The organism is Micromonospora sp. CNZ296, from assembly GCF_007827635.1.
Map to the genome: position 1 here is coordinate 40109 of NZ_VISW01000023.1, position 18252 is coordinate 58360.

The following is an 18252-nucleotide window of genomic DNA, read 5'->3' on the forward strand; positions in this document are numbered from 1 at the left end:
CCGGTCACTCCTCGATCGCGCCGCCCACCGCCCGCAGGTGCGCCCGGAACGTCAGCGCCGGGTCCGCCTCCCGGGCCGCCAGGTACGCGCCGAACCCGACCTGCGCGCGCAGCGACTCCCCGGCCCGGATCCGGTCGGCCTGCCGCCGCTCGGTGTCCCGGATGGACTCGGCCAGGTCGAACAGTTCCCCGGCCCGATCGGCGGGTACGAACAGCACACCGTCGTCGTCGGCCAGCGCCAGATCCTGCGGGCCGACGGTGAACGGCCCGACCATGGCGTGCGCCAGCGCCCCGTCCGGACGCGGGTCCAGCTCCAGGGGCCCGCTCGGGGTGGCGCCGAGGCTGAACACCGGCAGCCCGACCGCGACCAGGTCCGCGGTGTCCCGGTGCGCGCCCCACACCACCAGCCCGGCCAGGCCGGCCGCCCGCGCCTCCAGCACCACCAGGTCGCCGACGCAGGCCCGGTCGGTGCGCCCGCCGTCGTCGACGACGAGCACGTCCCCCTCGGCGGCCTGCTCGATCGCCTCCAGGAAGACGTCCACGCTGCCGGCGTGCCGGGCCGGGCGGACCCGGCCGGCCAGGCGCCGCCCGGGCAGCACCGGGACGACGGCGGCCGGGGCGCAGCGGACGGGGACACCGGCGCGCAGGCAGGCGTCGGCGACGTGCGCGGTGGTGAGCGCGGCGAAGCGGGCGGCCGGTGCGTCCTGACGGATGTCCATGCGCCGACGCTAACCAGCCGGACCGGCTCGGGCAGGTGCCAGTTCACGCCCGGTGGCCTTCGGCTGGTGCCGTCCGGCGGGCCGGCGCGGGACCGGCCGGCTCATCCGGGCCCGGACCGGCGGGCGCGCCTCCGCCTCCCCCGCCCCGGCGGCCCGGCGCACTGTGCCGTTGGCGTCCTCGGGCCGGCAGCCGGTGGCCCGCAGCAGCTCGCTCTGCCCGGTCCGCAGGTCGCTGATCATCGCCTCGCCGTAGGTGCGCACGCCCTGCGACCAGGCGCGCCCGGCCAGCTCGGCGCCCTGCCGGACCAGCTCCCGGGTGCGTTCCAGATCCTCTCCGGACTTGCAGGCCCGCTTCAGCTCCCGCACCGCCTCGCCGAGGCGGGCCACCGCGTCGGGCAGCGCGGGCGGGATCGGCTCGTCGTACTGCAACGCGGTGGCGGAGCGGCGGGCGATCGAGCGGGCGTACAGGAGCAGCCGTTCGAGGTGCTGGGTCGCGTCGGCGTACCTGTGGAACTGGGCGCGGCGGTGCCAGCGAGCCGGCGCGATGGTGACCACCTCCTCGGCCCCGCTGAGCGCGTCGTTGAGCCGCCCGATGTCCGGTTCGAGCCCGCGCAGGTCCTCCAGGGCGCGCTGGGCCGCGTCGGCGTCCCGCCGGGTCAGCGCGTGGGCGACGGCGTCGAGCTGCTCGGTGAGCCGGGCGACCACCGGTTCCACCGCCCGGTCCAGCACGCGGATCGGGTTGACCGGCAGCAGCAGCGCCACCACGAACAGACCGACCAGGCCGCCGACCAGCGCGTCGAAGATGCGGGGCAGCTCCAGGCCGGGCTGCACCGGCGCGAGCGTGGCGATCAGCACCGCCGTGCCGCCGGCCTGGCCGACGAGCGCGCCGCCGCGCCCGGCCACCAGCAGGGCGGTGGCGATGGCGAGCGTGACCACCAGGCCGGTCTGCCAGGAGCCGCTGCCGAGCAGCGCGCGCAGCAGGTCACCGACCACGATGCCGAGGCCGACGCCGACGAGCAGCTCGAACGTGCGACGGGCGCGCTGGCCGATGGCGGTGGCGATGGTGCCGACCGCGGCGGCGGGAGCGAAGACGTGCGCGCCGGAGCCGAGCAGCTCCTGGGCGAGCAGCGCGGCGAGCGCCGCGGCCAGCCCGGCCTGCGCGGAGATCACCACGGTGATCTCCAGCTGGCGCAGCCGGTTCCGGCCGGCCGCGCCGCCCTGGGCGCGGGCCCGGGAGAGCGCGAGACCGCCCCGCTCGACCGCCCGGTCCAGGGGCGAGCGGACGGTGTCGGCGCGGCGGTCGGTCATGACGGCGGTTACCCGGCTCCGGGCCGGTGAATCGTCTCCCGGCCGTGCCCCGCGCGCCGTGGGCGGGTCAGCGGCGGTACGTGCGGTCGAGCAGGTCGAACAGCGCCGTCCAGTGCCGCTGCGTGGCCTGCTCGTCGTACATCGGGGTGTCCGACTGGGTGTAGCCGTGGCGGGCGCCGGCGTACACCTCGGAGCGGTAGGTCACCCCGGACGCGTCCAGCGTCTTCTCCAGCGTGGCGATCTGCTCGGCGGTCATCGACGGGTCGGCGTCGGCGTGCCCGAAGTAGAGTTCGCCGGTCACCGCGCCGACGGCCAGGTGCGGGCTGTCCGGGGCGTCGGTGACCACCCGGCCGGCGTGGAACGCGGCCACCGCGGCGATCCGGTCCGGCAGCGCCTCGATCGCACGCAGCGCGTTCGTGCCGCCCATGCAGTAGCCGGTGATCGCCGCCGGTCCCGGCGCGACGTCCGGCCGGGCGGCGAGGAAGTCCAGGTAGGCGGCGGTGTCGCGGGCCACCGCGTCCGGCGTCAACGCGGCCATCATCGGCCCGATGCTCTCGAACAGGGCGGCCCGGCGGCTGTCGTCGGCGAGCGCGCCGAGGTCGATCAGCGGGGCGCGCCCGGCGCGGTGGAACAGGTTGGGGGCGAGCACCACGTACCCGCGCTCGGCGATCGTGGCGGCCATCTCCGCGACCCGGGGCCGCAGCCCGAACGCGTCCATGAACAGCAGCACGGCCGGAAAGGGTCCGCCGGTCCCCGGCGTGGCCAGGTAGGCGTCGGCAGTTCCGTCGGGGGTGGGCACGTCCACGATCGTCGGCTGCACTGCCGGGCCTCCTCGCTGCGGGTTCCGCGCTGCAGGCTACCCCCCGGCCCGGCGGCCGTTTGCGGAGGTCCAGCGTGGGAATCCGGCGATCCCGGCGGAGGAAGGCGGCGAGATGGACCAGGACCAGTTCATCGGCGCGGTGGCCCAGCGGTGCGGCGCGTCCGCGGAGCAGGCCACCGCGATCACCCGGGCGACGTTGACCACGCTGGCCGAGCGCATCGACGGCGGGGAGGCCCGCGACCTCGCCGACCGGCTGCCGGAGGCGCTGCGGGCGTACGCGTTCGGCCCGGCCGAGGACGCCGAGCCGTTCGGGCTCGACGTGTTCGTGGAGCGGGTGAGCGGACGCGCCGACGTGGACGTGGACGCCGCCCGGGACGGGGTCACGGCGGTCTTCGACGTACTGCGCGACGCCGTCGACCCGGCCGTCTACGCCCAGGTCGTCGGGCAGCTCCCGGCCGAGTACGGCGACGTGGCCGACCAGAGCGCCCCGTACGTACGGCGCTCGGCGTGACGGGCACGCGATGAGCGAGGACGCGCTGCGCCGCCCGCCCGCGGCCGACGCGCAGGAGCAGCGGCAGGACGAGACGCTCGTCGGGCCGCCCGACACGGTCGACGCGGCGGTGCCCGAGGCGAGCGAGGCGGACCTGGCCGAGCAGGGCGTGCTGCGCCCGCCGAGCGACCGGGCCGGCCTGGGCGAGTCGGTGCGCGACGACCTCACCGCCGCCGACGCGGTGGAGCAGAACACGGAGATCCCGCTGCCCGACGAGGAGCACTGGGCCTGACGGTCAGTGATCCGGGCTGTCCGCCCGGGCCATCAGCCGCAACGCGTTCGGGTCCAGGCCGATGCGGACCGGCGTCTGCCCGTACGGCTCGCCGTCGACCTCGATGCGGGCCGGCCGGTCGGTGTCCAGCCACAGCTGGCGTACCGCCAGGAACGGCTCGTCGCCGAGGGTGCGGCGGTGGCCGGCCGCCGCGTTGCGCGCCGTCTCGCGCAGCAGCCCGCGCCGGGTCGGCCCACCCACCGGGTACGCGACCAGCAGCCGGTCGTCGGCGGTGGCGTCGGCGGTGATCGGCCGGCCGGCGTGGAAGCCGCCGTTGGCCACGTACACCTGGTGGGTGGTGAACGTGTGCTCGCGGCCCTCGGCTCGGACCGTCACGGCCAGCGGCCGGTGCCGGGCGAGCAGCCCCAGCCCGGTCAGCGGGTACGCGAGCCGCCCGACGACCCGCTTCAGCCCCGGCGGCGCGGCCTGCATGATGTCGGCGGACAGCCCGATCCCGACGTGGTTGGTGAACCGGGTGTCACCGATCAGGCCCAGGTCGACGTCGATCACCTTGCCGTCGGTGAGCACCGCGATCGCCGCGTCCAGGTCGAGCGGGACGCCGACGGTGCGGGCGAAGTTGTTAGTGGTGCCCAGCGGCAGCAGGCCCATCGCGACGTCCCGGTGGGCGAGCAGCCGGGCCGCCGCGCCGACGGTGCCGTCGCCGCCGCCGATGACCAGCAGGTCCGGCCCGAGGTCGGCGGCCTCGGCGAGTACCCGGTCCAGCTCGCCGGGCCGGTCCACCGGGTACGCGCCGAGCAGCGTGAAACCGGCCGCCCGCAGGCGTGCGTGGACGGTGTCGTACAGCCGGCGGCCGCGGCGGGAGTGGGCGTTGACCACGAGCGCCGCCCGCCGTCGTTCCCGGATCGCCGTCGACAGCTCCTGCTTGGTCCGCACGGTTGCGACCCTATCCGCCGCGGCGGCGACGGATCGGCGCACGGGTGGACGACATCGGTTATCGTCGCGACGGCCATGATCGTCGATCTTCGAGGGTGGATGTCCAGATGAGTCAGCCGGCCGCGCCGCAGGCGACAGCACCAGTGCCCCCGCCCACGCCGCCGTACCGGCCGTCGCGAGTCCTGATCGGGCTGGCGCTGACCGTTCCGGCGGTGATCGCCTGGGTCTGGTCGTACGTCCTGCCCACGCTGTCCACTGCGGCCCGCAGCTTCCAGGCGGACGGGCCGCGCCGCTCGGGCGAGTCGGTCGGCACGGCGAACTACGAGGCCGCCTTCACCGACGGGGTGGTCGGGCAGATCGGGTTCGCGGTGCTGCTCGGCCTGGTCCCGCTTGCGGTGGCGCTAGTCGCGGCGCCGCTGCTCGCGGTCCTCGCCGACCGGGCCGGCCGGGCCGCCCGCCTGGTGACACGGGGCGTGCTCGCGCTGCCGCTCGCCGCGTACGCGCCGGTCGCCGTGCTCCTCGGCCTGCGCGCCGAGGGCATCGAGGACGGCACCCTCGCCCGGGACCTGCAGTCCCCCCGGCTGTTCCTCACCTCGGCGCTGGCGCAGGTGACGTTCGGGCTGGTCGTCGCGGTGGCCGCGACGCTGTACCTGAGCGCGCTGCGCCGCCGCGAGCCCGGCGACCGGCCCGCGTCCGCCGTGCTCGCCGTCGGCGGGCTGCTCACCCTGGGCGTTCTCGCCACCGCCCTGCAGACGTACGCCGCCCCGGCGCTGCTGACCGCCGGCGGGCCGCGCGGGGACTCGGCCACCCCGGTGTTCGCCACCGTGCAGGGCGCCTTCAGGACGATGCGCTTCGGTCTCGGATCCGCCACGTCGACGCTGCTGCTGGTGCTGCTCGGGCTGCTCGGGCTGGCCGCGGCAGGGCTCGTCCTGGCCACCCGGCTGCGGATCGAGTTCGACGGCTGGCGGGACCGGCCGGCCGTCGGGGCGGCGGAGTCCTCCCCCGGCCGCCGGCCGCTGTTCGCCGCGCTGGTCGCGGTCGCGCTCCTGGTCGTCGTCGGCGTGACCGTCTGGGCGTCGCTGCCGTGGCTGCGGAACTCCTCCTCCGGCACCGGGCGTCTGCCGGCCGCGGTCGAGACCTCGACGGTGCTCGTCAACACCTGGCTGCCGCCGCTGCTGTCCACGCTCGTCGCGGTGGGCGTCGCGGCGCTCGCCGGGTTCGGCATCGGCGCGCTGCGCCCGCTGGGGCGCTTCAGCGAGCTGCTGCTGGTGCCGTTCGCGCCGTGGCTGTTCGTCGGCGTCGGCCCGCTGGCGATCGCCGGCTACGAGCGCACCCAGGAGTCCGGGCAGCTGGGCTCGTTCCTCGGCCTGGTCCCGCCGGTCTGGCTGTCGGTGCCCGCGCTGTTCGCGTTCACGCTGCTCTTCCGGGGCCAGCACGCCCGGTGGCGCTCCGGCGGCGGCGTCGGCCGTACGCTGCTCCTGCCGGCGCTGCCGATGCTGGCCGTGACCGCGCTGCCGACCTGGCTGGCGCACGCCCAGGCGCCACTGTGGGCGATGCTCGTGAGCCGGGGTCCGGACAGCATGACCGCGCCGGTGCTGGTGCAGATGCTCGCCGACCGCCGCTTCGGCGCCGACGGCGGGCCTCCGCTGGGCCTGGTCATGCCGCTTCCCCTGCTGGTGCTGTTCGTGCTGCTGTTCGCCGCGCTCATGGTCGGCTACCTGGAGCGGCTCGCGATCCGCGTCGGGCGGCCGACCGACGTGCAGCCGACGCCCGCCGGGGCGGATCCGTCCGTCCGCAAGGTCACCGCGTAGGGAAACCCCCGATTACGGCCGGTGACGACGCGCCTAGCGTCGGAGCCATGGCATCTGACGCGCTCACACCGGCCCGGACCGCCCGTACCCACCGCGCCCGCCTGGCGCTGCCCCTGCTGCTGCTCGCCCTGCTCGCGCCGGCCGGGTGCGACTCCGGCGACGGGATCGTCGACGGCGGGTCGGCCGACACGGCGGCGGGCGAGGACGGCGGCGGCGTGGACGCGGGCGCGGTCGACGACGTCCGGCCCCCGTGCCCGTTCACCGCCGCCCAGGTCTCCGAGCTGGTCGACCGGAAGCTGCGCGACGAGGGCAACTGCTCGTTCGGCGACGGCATCGCCCAGCTGGCGGTCACCACCGCCTCCGCCACCGCCGGCAAGGCCACCTACGACTACCAGCACGACCAGGCCGGCCAGCAGTACGAGAAGGTCGTCGACCTGGACCGGGGCGAGCGGGGCTACCTCGCGGTCAAGGACGTCCGCGGCGAGGCGGTGCTGATCGACGGCAAGGGCACGTACACGGTGACCATCAGCAGCTTCGGCGGCGGCACCGCGGGCAACGAACAGATCCTCCGCCGCACGCTCGACGCGATCCCGGCCTGAGCGGGGCAGGCATGCTAACCCGCCGACTGATCGCGCTCGCGCTGGCCGCCACCCTGCTCACCGCGTCCGCCGGCTGCGGCGGCGACGAGCCGCCGGCCCCCGGCGGCGCCGCGCCCGGGGCGGGCGCTCCGGTCGCGGACCCGACCGGGGAGGCGCCGGCCGAGCCGAGCGCCGAACCGGTGGACGACGCCGCCCCGGAGGCGTGCGCGCTGGTGTCGAAGGCCGACGCGGAACGCCTCGCCGGCACGCCACTGGACGAACCGGTGGTGGCCGGGCAGTCGTGCACCTACACCGGACCGGTGAGCGGGCCGACCGCCCAGGTCGAGGTGTTCGTGGGCGAGGGCGCCAAGAAGTACCTCGACATCGAGCGGCAGCTCGGGCACGAGATCCGTGAGCTGGCCGGGACGGCCGACGAGGCGCTGCTCACCGCCGAGGCGTTCTTCCTGCGCAGGGGCGAGCTGTGGGTCGCGGTGCGGCTGGTGCGGCTCAACGACCCGCAGGAGAACCGGGCGCCGCTGGAACGGCTCGCCCGTACCGTCGCCGGCCGGATGTGAGGCGGCCCGTGCGCGGCCGGCGGCTGCTCGCGGCCGGCCTGGTGGTGCTGCTCGCGCTGACCGGCTGCGGCGCGTTCGGGCCGGAGCCGGACCCGGCCGGCGCGGGCGACGGCGAGCAGCCCCGGTACGGGCAGGCCCCGGCGCCGGGGAAGGACGTCACGCTGCAACCGGACGTGGTGCTGGTCGGCGGCGGCAGCCGCACCGTGCGGTCGGTGAGCCCGGACGGCCTGACCTGGCGGCTCGACCCGCGCGCCCGCGACGCCGACCGGCTCGCGCCCGGCCGGGTCATGTTCCTCACCGGACGCGGCGTGGGTCGGGTGCTCGACCTGACCGAGGACGGCGGCGACCTGGTCGTCACGATCGGCCCGGTCACGCTCACCGAGGTGATCCGGGACGGCACGTTCGGCGGGGACGACGTCATCCTCGACCGCCCTACCGTCTACGTGGCGGGTGAACCGTCGTGGACCCGGGAGACCGCGGCGGCCGGCGGCACGCTGGGCCGGTCGCGTCCGCTCGCCGTCGCGCCCGCGCAGCCGCCACCCGCGCCGGGCGGGCAGGCGGGCGCCACCGCCCACGGCTACCGGGTGCAGACGTTCTGCTGCGCCGGTGGCGTCGGCACGCACTTCACGTACGACGACGGCGGGCTCCGGCTGGCCGGCACCGTGACGCTCACCGTCGGCCGCCCGGCCGCGTCGTTCCACCTGGCCGTCGGCGCCGGCCGGGTGAACCGGGCCGAGCTGGAGATCGGCGGCGGCTTCGGCATCAAGGTGGACTTCACCGCCGGCATCGACGGCGGCCAGAACCACCGCCGCACGTTCCCGGTCCCGGTCGACATCGCGTTCCCGATCGGGCTGGTCGCCGGCCTGCCGCTGTCGTTCACGGTGAGCCAGACGCTGGAGGTGGTCACCGCGTTCGGCGCGCGCCGGGGCACGTTCCGCGGCGCCGGCGAGTACGCGCTGGCCGGCAAGCTCGGGTTCGGCTACGCCGACGGCCGGGTTGGCTCGCGCGTGACCGAGGGCTTCGCGCGCCGGACCAGCCTGCTCGACTCGCTCACCGGCGTGCCGGTCGGCGTGATGGGCCTGGTCGTCCGGCACGGCGTGCGGTTCACCATGGGGATCAGCGCGTTCCTGTTCACCGCCGGGATCTGGTTCGAGCTGATCACCTCGTACGGCGCCACCATCGGTTCCGCGCTCGGCGCGCCGTACGCGCTGTGCCGGGGCGTCGGGCTCGGGGTGCGGGCGCGGTTCGGGATCGGCTACCGGATCCTGGAACCCGTCGTCCAGGTGATCAACAAGTTCCTCAGCCTGCTCAGCCCGTCCCGGGCGCCCCGGATCCCGCCGATCGTGGCGTCGGGCGGGCCGAGCTGGAGCGCCGACGTCTACCGCAACCAGGAGGTGATCCCGCCCGTCTCGATATGCGGACAGCTTCCGGGCTAGGCCGCGCCGACGCTGGGTTAGCGGGCGCCGCTGTGCCACCATCCCGCCATGGACGCCGCACTGGTCGGCCGCGACGCGGTCGTCGAGCGGGTGTGGCGTGCCCTGACCTCCGGTACGCCGGTGCTGCTCGACGGCCCGAGCGGCATCGGCAAGACCGCGCTGTGGCGGGCAGTGGTCGCCCACGCCGGGCGGACCGGCTGGCGGGTGCTGTCCGCCGCGCCCACCGAGGCCGAGACCGCGCTGCCGTACGCGGCACTCGCCGATGTGCTCCGCCCGCTCGCGGACGCGCTGCCGGGGCTGCCCGCGCCGCAACGGGTCGCCGCCGACATGGTGCTGCTGACCGGCGAGTACGACGGCGCGGTGGACGAGCGGGCGGTGGGCGCGGCCACCCGTACGCTGCTCGACGCGGCGGTCACCGACGCGCCCCGGGTGCTGCTCGCCGTCGACGATCCGCAGTGGCTGGACCCGCCGAGCGCCCGGGCGCTGCGGTTCGCGCTGCGCCGGCTGACCCGGTGGCCCGCCGTCCTGGCCACCCACCGCACCGGGGACAGCCCGCCGGTGCCGGTGCCGCTCGGGCTGGACGACGACCCGACCGGCCGGCATCCGCTGCTGCGTGCCGACGTACCCCCGCTCTCCCCGCCCGACCTGCACCGCGTCCTCGCCGCCCGGCTCGGCGGCACGCTCAGCCGTCCGCTCACCGACCGGCTGGCCCGCGACGCCGACGGCAACCCGTTGCTCGCGATCGAACTCGCGCGGGCGGTGCTGCGGCTGCCCCGCCCGCCCGCGCACGACGAGGATCTACCCGTACCGTCGTCGCTGCGCCTGCTGCTCGCCGAGACGCTGCGGGCGCTGCCCGGCCCGAGCCGCGACGCGGTGCGGCTGGCCGCGCTGCTGACCGTGCCGACGCTGCGGGACCTGGCGGCGGCGGGAGTGCCGGCCGGGGCGCTGGACGCGGCCGAGGACGCCGGGCTGGTCGTGGCCACGGCGAGCCGGATCGACTTCGCGCACCCCCGGTACGCGGCGGCGGTGCGCGAGAGCATCCCGCCGGGCGCCCGGCGGCGGCTGCACGCGCTGCTCGCCGCCGCTGTCGCCGACCCGGACGAGCGGGCCCGGCACCTGTCCCGCTGCACTGTGGCGCCGGACGCCGCCGTCGCCGCCGACCTGGCCGCCGCGGCGGCCCGGCAGCGGATGCGCGGCGCGTCAGCGCTCGCCGCCGACTGGTACGCCCGGGCGGCCGAGCTGACCCCGCCGTCCGCGACCGCCGACCGGAACCGGCGTCGCCTCGACGCGGTGCAGTGCCGCATCGACAGCGGCGACTACGCGGCGGCCGGGCGGGCCGCCGAGGCGGCGGCCGGCGAGCTGACCGGCGCCGAGCGGGGCGAGGCGCTGCTGTTGCGCGCGCTCGTCGCGTGGTGCGCCGACGACCTGGTCACCGCCGTCCGGGTCGCCGAGCAGGCGCTCGCCGCCGCCGGGCCGGACGGCGACCTGGCCGGGCGGATCCACACCCACCTGACCATGTTCCACGACCAGCCGGAGCCGGCCCGCCGGCATGCGCGGGCCGCGATCGCCCGGCTGTCCGACCGCGACGAGCACCGCCCGCTGCTCACCGCCGCGCTGCTGCTGCTGTTCTTCCACGAGGTACGCGCCGGCGGCCCGGCGCCCACCGAGCTGCTGGACCGGGCACTGTCGCTGGAGGGCGGTGAGCCGTCCTTCCTGGCCGGTTCGGTGCCGGCGATCTGGTGGAAGTCGGTCGACGACCACGACCGGGCGCGGGCCCGGCTGCACGTGATGCTGGACCTGGCGGTGGCACGCGGCGACGACCCGCTGCGGCACGAGGTGCTGACCCACCTCGGCGAGACGGAACTGCTGGCGGGGCGCTTCGCCGAGGCCGGTACGCACATCGCCGCCGCCCGCGACCTGGGTGAGCAGCTGGGCACCGGGCTGGTGGGCGAGAGCTGGCTGGCCGGTGTGCTCGACGCGCACCGGGGACGGCTGGCGCAGGCGGGCACCGCCGCCGCCGGGCTGCGCCGCGACGACGACCTCGGCGACGCCTGGAGCCGGCGGCTGCACCACCAGCTCACCGGGCTGGTGGCGCTGGCCTCCGGGGAGTGGGCCACCGCGGCGACGGCGTACGGCGCGCTCGCCGCCGACCTGGACGGGTCGGGCATCGCCGAACCGCTGGGTCAGCGCTTCGAGCCGGACTGGATCGAGGCGTGCGTGGGCGCCGGTGACCTGGACACCGCGCACGCCGCGCTGGACCGGCTGGCGCGGCGCCACAGCCGGCTGCCGCGCCCGTGGACGACGCTCGGGCTGGCCCGCAGCCGGGTGCTGCTGGCCGGGGCGACCGGGGCGGATCCGGGCGCGGCGCTGGACGCGCTGACGCAGGCCAGGGCGGCAGTGCCGGAGGCGGTGCTGCCGCTGGACCGGGCCCGCTGCCTGCTCGCCGCCGGCCGCACGTACCGGCGGGTGCGGCGGCGGCGGGAGGCGCGGGCGGCGCTCGACGCGGCGGTGGCCGAGTTCGACGCGCTCGGCGCGTCCGGGTTCGCCGACCGGGCGCGGGCGGAGCTGGGCCGCATCGGCGCCCGCACCCCGGCCCCGACGACGCTCACCGCGACCGAGGAGCGGGTCGCCCGGCTCGCCGCCCGAGGCCAGACCAACCGGCTCATCGCCGACGCGCTCTACATCAGCCCGAAGACTGTGGAGGCCAACCTGGCCCGGGTCTACCGCAAGCTGGGCATCGCCAGCCGCGCCGAGCTGGGCGCGGCGATGGGACGTCCGCCGGGCGACTGACCGTCAGGGCGCGGCGAGCGCGTCCAGGTGTGCGCCGAGCAGTTCCCGGGCGCGCCGGGGCGGCATCCGCTCGGGGTGCAGCAGCGCGTGCAGCGCGAGCCCGTCGAGCAGGGCGTGCAGCCCGGCGACCGCCTCGGGGTCGGCGGCCGGTTCCCCGGTGAGCAGGACGACCGCGAACTCGACGGCGCGGCGGATGCCCTCGTCGGCCTCGGTCATCCGGGCGCGCGCGGCCGGGTCGGTCCGGGTACGCGCGGCGAGCAGCAGCCACACCTCGGCCTCGCGGACGCGCTGACGGTCCAGCGGCAGCAGTTGTTCCAGGATCCGCTGGGCGACCTCGCGCGGGCTGCCGGTGCGGTCCCCGGTGGTGATCCGCTCGGCCGCCTCGGCCTGCACGTGCTCCATGGCGAACACCAGCAGCTCGGTCTGGGTGGCGAAGTAGTGCCGCAGCGCGCTCGGTGACCAGCCCGCCTCGGCCGCGATGCTGCGGACGGTGGCGGCGCCGACGCCGTCGCGGTAGACGACCCGCCACATCGCCCGTGCCAGTTCGGCACGGCGCGCGTCGTGGTCGACGATCTTGGGCACGGGCCCCTCCGGAACCTGGTTGACGAGCGCTGTTACGGTTATCGCACAGCGTACTAAAAAAGGAGGGCACATGCTCGTGGCAGTGATCGTCGGATGCGAGGTGGCGTTCTGGGTGGTGCTGCTCGCCGGCCTGATCGCCCGGTACCCGCTGCGACGGCCCCGCCTCGGCGCCGCCCTGCTGATCGCCGTGCCGGTGGTCGACCTCGTGCTGCTGGCCGCCACGATGATCGACCTGCGCCGGGGCGCGACCGCCACGTTCGCCCACGGCCTCGCCGCCGCGTACCTCGGGTTCTCGGTGGCGTTCGGGCACAGCATGGTGCGCTGGGCCGACCAGCGGTTCGCACACCGGTTCGCCGGCGGCCCTCCCCCGAGCCGGCCACCCCGGTACGGAATGGCGCGGGCCCGGCACGAGTGGCGGGAGTGGGGCAAGGGCATGATCGGCTGGGCGGTCGCCTGCGCCGTGCTGCTGGCCGGCATCGCCGTGGTGGGCGACAGCGAGCGCACCGCCGAGCTGTGGGCGTGGACCGGCCGGCTCAGCGTGGTGATGGCGGGCTGGCTGGTGTTCTGGCCGGTCGCGTACACCGTCTTCCCGAAGCGGGCGCCGCGCGACGCGTGAGGATCACCGACCGCGCCGGCGATCCGGCCTCAGAGCGGTCGATGCGCGTCGGTGACCCCCGGCCGTCCGGCGGCGGCCGGCTCACCGAGCCGATCGACGGCGATCGCGGCCAGCAAGAGCCCGGCCAGCGCCGCCAGCGCCAGCGGTGGCGGCAGCACCGTCCCGAGCGCGGCCAGCGGCAGTGCCGCCCCGGCGACGGCGAGCCGGGCCGGTCCGACCGGCTGCCCGGTCAGACGGCGGAACAGCAGCCGCCCGGCCAGGTAGACTGCCGCGCCGCCGAACAGCGCCACCGCGGCGGAGCGGTCCAGCCGGGGCCCGGCCTCCGGGTCCGCGACGTGCTCCAGCACCTGTTCGATACCCAGCGCCAGGTAGATGACGCCGGCGACCAGCAGCAGATGGGTCTGGCTGTAGGCGTCCGCGGCGATCCGGTCCCGCTGCGCCGGCGACGCGGCGGCGAGCGCCCGGGCCGCCGCCGGGGACGTGCGGTGGAAGTACAGCCACCAGAGGCAGGCGGTCACCACGAAACCGACGAGCGCCACGGCGAGGACCGGCGGCTCGGTCACCGCCGAGGCCGCGCCCACCCCCGCGGCCACCACCGACTCCCCCAGCGAGATGATCAGTACCAGGCCGTACCGCTCGGCGAAGTGCGTCGGGCTGCGCAGCGGCCAGGCTCCCCGGCGGGCGTACGACAGCCGTTGACCGGCCACCTCGACGGCGAAGCCCAGCACCCACAGCACCGCGTGTGCGGCCCCGTCCAGCAGCGCGCCGAGCAGCAACGGCACCCAGCCCACGGCGCTGACGAGCGCGAAGAACCGGATCCGGGCGCGCAGCTCCGGGTCGTCCGCGGCGGCCCAGTGGAACAGCGTCAGGTGCACCACGCGCAGCACCACGTACGCCAGCACGACGATCAGCGGCCCGTCCAGCCCCGGACCCGGCGTCCACGCTTCCGGCATGGCGAGCGCGGCCAGGAACAACGCGGCCATCGCGATCAGGAACCCGCCGCGCACCACCCCGACGTCGGCGGGCGTGTGGTTGCCCAACCAGGCGTACGACAGCCACGCCACCCAGAGCAGCACGAGCAGGAGCATGCCCTGGGCCATCGTGGTCAGGGTCGGGTGCGGCTCGATCAGCGCCATGATCCGGGTGAGCGCGAAGACGAAGACCAGGTCGAAGAAGATCTCGAAGGGGGTGACCCGGCGCTGGTCCGGCCCCGGCCGGGGCGGGCGCAGCCGCCCTCGCACCCGTTCGCGTGCCACGTCCGCCGCCCTCCGCCGGTCCACCTCCTGCGCCGACGGTAGGCGGCCCCGGACGGGCGGTCGGGTGTTTCCCGCGATCACGCCCGGCGCGGTCTGCCGGACCGGTGCCCGCTGAGCGGCACGACGAGGCGGCGCGGCCGGGCTGTCAGGCAGGGCGGCGGCGGGCGGCTCAGCCGGCGTCGGCGTCCGGCCAGGCGGCGCGGACAAGCGCGGGCAGCACCTCGCCGGCCGGGCCGCGCAGGTTCACCGCGCAGATCGCGTCCAGCGGCGTCGGCACCGGGTTCACCTGCACCACGGGCGCGCCGAGACGGGCCGCCACGAGCGGGATCTCGGCGGCCGGGTGCACGAGCGCCGAGGTGCCCACCGTCAGCAGCAGGTCGCAGCCGGACGCCGCCTCGACCGCCGCGTCGAGCGCGGCCGACGGCAGCGCCTCGCCGAACCACACCACCCCGGGCCGCACGGGCGCGCCGCATCCGGCGCACGCGGGCGGGGTCAGCGGCCCGTCGTGCGGTTCCGGCGCATGCGGCTCCGGCCCGCCGGGCGGTTCCGGCCCGTCGTGCGGTTCCGCCTCGTCGTGCGCCTCCGGACTGCCGAACGGCACCGGCGCGTCGGAGGGCGGCGGCAGGTCGGACGGCAGCGGCGCGGGCCGGGCGCAGGCCGAACAGCGGGGCGCGAACAGGCTGCCGTGCAGGCGTACCGGGGCCGGCACACCGCCGCGCTCGTGCAGGTCGTCGACGTTCTGCGTGATCACCACGGTCTCCGGGCACCGGGCCCGGATCGCGGCCACCGCCCGGTGCCCCGGGTTCGGCCGGGCCCGGCGCACCCCGTGCCGGCGTGCCTCGTACCAGCCCCAGACCAGCGCCGGGTCGGCCCGGAACGCGGCAGGGGTCGCCAGCTCCTGCGGGTCGTACCGCTGCCAGAGCCCGGTCTGGGCGTCCCGGAACGTCGGCACGCCGCTCTCGGCCGACATGCCGGCCCCGGTGAACACCACCGGCCGCCGGGCGGCGGCGAGCAGCCGGCCCGCCTCGGCCAGCTCCGGCCCGGTCACACGTCCACCGTCAGCCGCACGTCGACCCGGTCGCCCAGCTCGATGCCCTCGGCCCGGCGCGCCGCGACCCGCAGCGGCACCACGTACCGGCCGTCCTTGGGCCACAGCGACGTCCGCCAGCCGGTGTCACCGATGCGGACCGTCACCGGGATCATGCCCCAGCCGTAGGTGACCGACGCCGAGGCGGCCTCGATGGCCGCGCTCTGCTCGTCGGGCACTGTGACGAAGTGGTACGGCGCCGGGCCGCGCCAGAACCACACCTCGCCGCTGAACGCCAGCTCCATCCAGTCAGGATAGGGGCCGGGACCGACGCGACCGCAGCAGCCGCAGCCCGGTCACCGTCACCCAGGCGAACAGCGGGAACACGGCGACGCGTTCCATGCCGCCCACGCCGATGCCGGCGTCCACCCGGGACAGGAACAGCACGGTGCCGGCCAGGCCGAGCAGGCCCAGGAGCGCGCTGACGGTCCGCAGCTCGCGCAGCAGCGGCGACCGGCCGAGCGCGGCGGCGAGCAGCGCCGCGTTGCCGAGCGCGAAGACCAGCAGCGCGCCGAGCACGTGCAGGTTCTCGTCCACGTCGGCCGGGTGGAGGCCGGCCAGCACGTACCCGGATCCGGCGGCCACTGCCGATGCGACGGTGACGGTCGCGGCGCGGCCCGGGCGCAGCGCCCGGTGTGCGAGCAGCGCGCCGAGCGCGAGCAGCAGCCCGGCGCCGACGAACACGGCGTTCATGAGCGGGTGCCACGGCGAGCAGACCGGACGCGGGCGGCTGTTGTCCCACACGCCGCAGGTCACGTTGCCGAGGTCGCTGATGTTGTGCTCGGCCCAGCTGAACCGGGGCTGCTCCCAGGCCAGGCCGACGACCACGTTGGCGACGAGGAACGACACGGCGGCGAGCAGCCAGCAGGCGCCCGCGAGGCGGTTTCTCATCCGCCGAGTGCACCGTCTCCGGGCATCCGGCACACGGGGCGTGGCGGGCCGGTTCGAGGTAGGGCCAGGCCTACCCGGAGAGCGGGGTCCAGCCGGCTGGGAAGCACGGCGTGGCCTGGCTAGCGTCACCGCATGACCGTTGATCACGGGCTGGCCGGCGCGTTGCGCCGCCGCCGCTACCTGCTGTCCGCGTGGCCGTGGCGGGCACTGGCGTACGCCGTCACGACGCTGCCCCTGGCTGGCGCGGCGGCGCTCGGCGCGGCGGTGGTCGCCGCGCCACTGCTGCTGGTGGCCGGCGCGCTGCGGCGGGGCCGCCCGGTCGACGCCCCGGCGCTGGCGGTGCTGGCCGTGCTGGCGCTCGCGGTGGTGGCGCTCGCCCCGCTGGCCGGCGCGCCGGTGGCTGCCGTCGAGCGGTGGCGCCTCGGCCTGGTCGACGACCGCCCGGTGACAGCACCGCGGTGGCGTGGGCTCGCCGCCCGCCTCACCACCGCCGCCGGGTGGCGGGAGGCCGCGTACCTGGCCGTGCTGGGTGTGGCGGTGCCGCCGGCGTACGGAACGGTCGGTCTGCTCGCGCTGCTGGACGCGGTGCTGATCGCCGGTCCGTGGCTGGCCGGCGGCGAGGACCGGATCGTGCTGGTCTGGGCCACAGTCGACTCCCCGGCCGAGGCGGTGCCGTACGCGCTCGCCGGTCTGCTGGCGGTCCCGGCGCTGGTCTACCTGGCCGGCCTGCTCGTAGCGGTCCAGGCGACGGTGGCCCGCCTGCTGCTCGACGACGCGCCCGCCGGTACGGCGCTGCGCGAGGTGACCCGGTCCCGGGCCCGCCTGGTGAGCGCCTACGAGGCGGAGCGCCGCCGCATCGAGCGGGACGTGCACGACGGCGTGCAGCCGCGCCTGACCAGCCTCACGCTCCAGCTCGGGCTGGCCCGCCTCGACGTGCCGGACGACTCCCCGGGGGCGGGGCCGCTCGCGGCGGCGCACGAGCAGGCCAAGGGGCTGATGGTGACGTTGCGCGGGATCGTCCACGGCATCCGTCCGGCGCAGCTCACCGAACTCGGCCTGGCCGCCGCCGTCGGTGACCTGGCCGCCCGGTCGGTCGTCCCGGTCGCCGTGCACGCCGACCTGACCCGCCCGGTGCCGGAGCTGGTGGAGACCACCGCCTGGTACGTGGTCTCGGAGACGCTCGGCAACGTGGCCCGGCACGCCGGGGCAACCCGGGCGCAGGTGCGGCTGATCCGCGACGAACGGCTGCTGGTGGTGGAGGTGTGCGACGACGGCCGGGGCGGCGCCGACCCGGCGCGCGGCACCGGCCTGACCGGGCTCGCGGACCGGGTGGCCGCGGTGGACGGGCGGCTGCTGCTGTCCAGCCCGCCCGGTGGGCCTACCCTCGTGCGGGTGGAGCTGCCGTGCCGTCCGTGATCCGGGTCGTCCTGGCCGAGGACGAGATCCTGCTGCGGGAGGGCCTGGTGGGCCTGCTGACCCGGTTCGGCTTCGCGGTGGACGCCGCCGTGGGCTCCGCCCCGGAGCTGCTCGACGCGGTCCGCACGCACCGGCCCGATCTGCTGGTGACCGACATCCGGATGCCGCCGCAGCACCGCGACGACGGCCTGCGCGCTGCGGTCACGCTACGCGCCGAGCGCCCGGACCTGGCCGTGGTGGTGCTCAGCCAGCACGTGCAGAGCGGGTACGCCGCCGCGCTGCTCGACAGCGGCGACGGCAACCGGGTCGGCTACCTGCTCAAGGACCGGGTGGCAGACGTCGCCGAGTTCGCCGCGACGCTGCGCCGGGTGGCGGCCGGCGGCACCGCCGTCGACCCGGACGTGGTGCGGCACCTGCTGCGCCGCCCCCGCGACCCGCTCGGCCCGCTGTCCCCCCGGGAGCGGGAGGTGCTGGGGCTGGTCGCCGAGGGCCACTCCAACGCCGCGATCGCGGCCCGCCTGCACGTCACCGAGGCGGCGGTGGGCAAGCACGTGGGCAACATCCTGGCCAAGCTCGGCCTGCCGCCGGACGAGGACACCAACCGGCGGGTGCTGGCAGTGCTCGCCTGGCTGCGCGCGGCGCGCTGACCGGGC

19 protein-coding genes are annotated in these 18252 nt (G+C 76.7%); 10 read left to right on the forward strand and 9 right to left on the reverse strand.

Annotated elements, in window-relative coordinates; translation table 11 throughout:
• Positions 1 to 4 precede the first annotated feature (4 nt).
• From FB455_RS28985 to FB455_RS28995, 3 genes are all read right to left on the reverse strand, one after another.
• Positions 5 to 718: an RraA family protein gene (locus tag FB455_RS28985; protein WP_030273205.1), complete on the reverse strand. Its 714-nt coding sequence runs from the start codon at positions 716 to 718 to the stop codon at positions 5 to 7.
• A gap of 9 nt (positions 719 to 727) precedes the next feature.
• Complete coding sequence (locus FB455_RS28990; protein ID WP_013286465.1) at positions 728 to 2026, reverse strand: FUSC family protein; 1299 nt, start codon at positions 2024 to 2026, stop codon at positions 728 to 730.
• A 67-nt stretch (positions 2027 to 2093) separates the two neighbouring features.
• On the reverse strand, positions 2094 to 2846 hold the full coding sequence (locus FB455_RS28995; RefSeq protein ID WP_145755405.1) for a dienelactone hydrolase family protein: 753 nt from the start codon (positions 2844 to 2846) through the stop codon (positions 2094 to 2096).
• Between the two features lie 112 nt (positions 2847 to 2958).
• Here FB455_RS28995 and FB455_RS29000 point away from each other — a divergent pair, with 112 nt between their 5' ends.
• Both FB455_RS29000 and FB455_RS29005 read left to right on the forward strand, forming a co-directional pair.
• Positions 2959 to 3357: a DUF2267 domain-containing protein gene (locus FB455_RS29000; RefSeq protein ID WP_013286467.1), complete on the forward strand. Its 399-nt coding sequence runs from the start codon at positions 2959 to 2961 to the stop codon at positions 3355 to 3357.
• 10 nt (positions 3358 to 3367) lie between these two features.
• Positions 3368 to 3628, forward strand: a complete 261-nt coding sequence (locus tag FB455_RS29005; protein ID WP_071094915.1) for a hypothetical protein — start codon at positions 3368 to 3370, stop codon at positions 3626 to 3628.
• 3 nt (positions 3629 to 3631) lie between these two features.
• Here the strand turns inward: FB455_RS29005 and FB455_RS29010 are convergent, their stop codons facing one another.
• Positions 3632 to 4561 (reverse strand): diacylglycerol kinase family protein, encoded by a 930-nt coding sequence (locus tag FB455_RS29010; RefSeq protein WP_145755406.1) that lies wholly within the window; start codon positions 4559 to 4561, stop codon positions 3632 to 3634.
• 107 nt (positions 4562 to 4668) lie between these two features.
• On the opposite strand from FB455_RS29010, the gene FB455_RS29015 reads away from it, so the two are divergent.
• Genes FB455_RS29015 through FB455_RS29035 form a run of 5 tightly spaced genes read left to right on the forward strand, consistent with a single transcriptional unit; the run spans position 4669 to position 11751 of the window.
• Positions 4669 to 6372: an ABC transporter permease gene (locus FB455_RS29015; protein ID WP_145755407.1), complete on the forward strand. Its 1704-nt coding sequence runs from the start codon at positions 4669 to 4671 to the stop codon at positions 6370 to 6372.
• 47 nt (positions 6373 to 6419) lie between these two features.
• Complete coding sequence (locus FB455_RS29020) at positions 6420 to 6971, forward strand: hypothetical protein (protein ID WP_145755408.1); 552 nt, start codon at positions 6420 to 6422, stop codon at positions 6969 to 6971.
• A gap of 11 nt (positions 6972 to 6982) precedes the next feature.
• Entirely contained in the window at positions 6983 to 7525 is a 543-nt protein-coding gene (locus FB455_RS29025) for a hypothetical protein (protein ID WP_145755409.1), read from the forward strand.
• A complete protein-coding gene (locus FB455_RS29030) occupies positions 7522 to 8961 on the forward strand; it encodes a hypothetical protein (protein WP_486481608.1) in 1440 nt (479 codons plus the stop codon). The genes FB455_RS29025 and FB455_RS29030 overlap by 4 nt, the downstream gene beginning before the upstream one ends.
• A 48-nt stretch (positions 8962 to 9009) precedes the next feature.
• Positions 9010 to 11751 (forward strand): helix-turn-helix transcriptional regulator, encoded by a 2742-nt coding sequence (locus tag FB455_RS29035; protein ID WP_145755410.1) that lies wholly within the window; start codon positions 9010 to 9012, stop codon positions 11749 to 11751.
• 3 nt (positions 11752 to 11754) lie between these two features.
• Here FB455_RS29035 and FB455_RS29040 read toward each other — a convergent pair whose 3' ends face one another.
• Positions 11755 to 12333 (reverse strand): TetR/AcrR family transcriptional regulator, encoded by a 579-nt coding sequence (locus FB455_RS29040; protein WP_013286475.1) that lies wholly within the window; start codon positions 12331 to 12333, stop codon positions 11755 to 11757.
• A 70-nt stretch (positions 12334 to 12403) separates the two neighbouring features.
• Here FB455_RS29040 and FB455_RS29045 point away from each other — a divergent pair, with 70 nt between their 5' ends.
• Entirely contained in the window at positions 12404 to 12949 is a 546-nt protein-coding gene (locus FB455_RS29045) for a hypothetical protein (RefSeq protein ID WP_013286476.1), read from the forward strand.
• 29 nt (positions 12950 to 12978) lie between these two features.
• Here the strand turns inward: FB455_RS29045 and FB455_RS29050 are convergent, their stop codons facing one another.
• The 4 genes from FB455_RS29050 to FB455_RS29065 all read right to left on the reverse strand — a co-directional run bounded on the left by FB455_RS29050 (position 12979) and on the right by FB455_RS29065 (position 16183).
• On the reverse strand, positions 12979 to 14205 hold the full coding sequence (locus FB455_RS29050; protein ID WP_013476680.1) for a low temperature requirement protein A: 1227 nt from the start codon (positions 14203 to 14205) through the stop codon (positions 12979 to 12981).
• 169 nt (positions 14206 to 14374) lie between these two features.
• Positions 14375 to 15253 (reverse strand): Sir2 family NAD-dependent protein deacetylase, encoded by an 879-nt coding sequence (locus tag FB455_RS29055; protein ID WP_145755411.1) that lies wholly within the window; start codon positions 15251 to 15253, stop codon positions 14375 to 14377.
• Positions 15250 to 15537 carry a DUF1905 domain-containing protein gene (locus FB455_RS29060; protein WP_013476678.1) on the reverse strand — a complete coding sequence of 96 codons (288 nt, stop codon included), beginning with the start codon at positions 15535 to 15537 and terminating at the stop codon, positions 15250 to 15252. Before FB455_RS29060 ends, FB455_RS29055 begins: the two co-directional genes overlap by 4 nt.
• Before the next feature lie 4 nt (positions 15538 to 15541).
• Positions 15542 to 16183 (reverse strand): DUF998 domain-containing protein, encoded by a 642-nt coding sequence (locus tag FB455_RS29065; protein ID WP_145755412.1) that lies wholly within the window; start codon positions 16181 to 16183, stop codon positions 15542 to 15544.
• Between the two features lie 132 nt (positions 16184 to 16315).
• Between FB455_RS29065 and FB455_RS29070 the strand changes: the two genes are divergently transcribed.
• Both FB455_RS29070 and FB455_RS29075 read left to right on the forward strand, forming a co-directional pair.
• Entirely contained in the window at positions 16316 to 17599 is a 1284-nt protein-coding gene (locus FB455_RS29070) for a histidine kinase (protein ID WP_145755413.1), read from the forward strand.
• A complete protein-coding gene (locus FB455_RS29075) occupies positions 17587 to 18246 on the forward strand; it encodes a response regulator transcription factor (RefSeq protein ID WP_071094899.1) in 660 nt (219 codons plus the stop codon). The genes FB455_RS29070 and FB455_RS29075 overlap by 13 nt, the downstream gene beginning before the upstream one ends.
• The last annotated feature ends 6 nt before the right edge of the window (positions 18247 to 18252 follow it).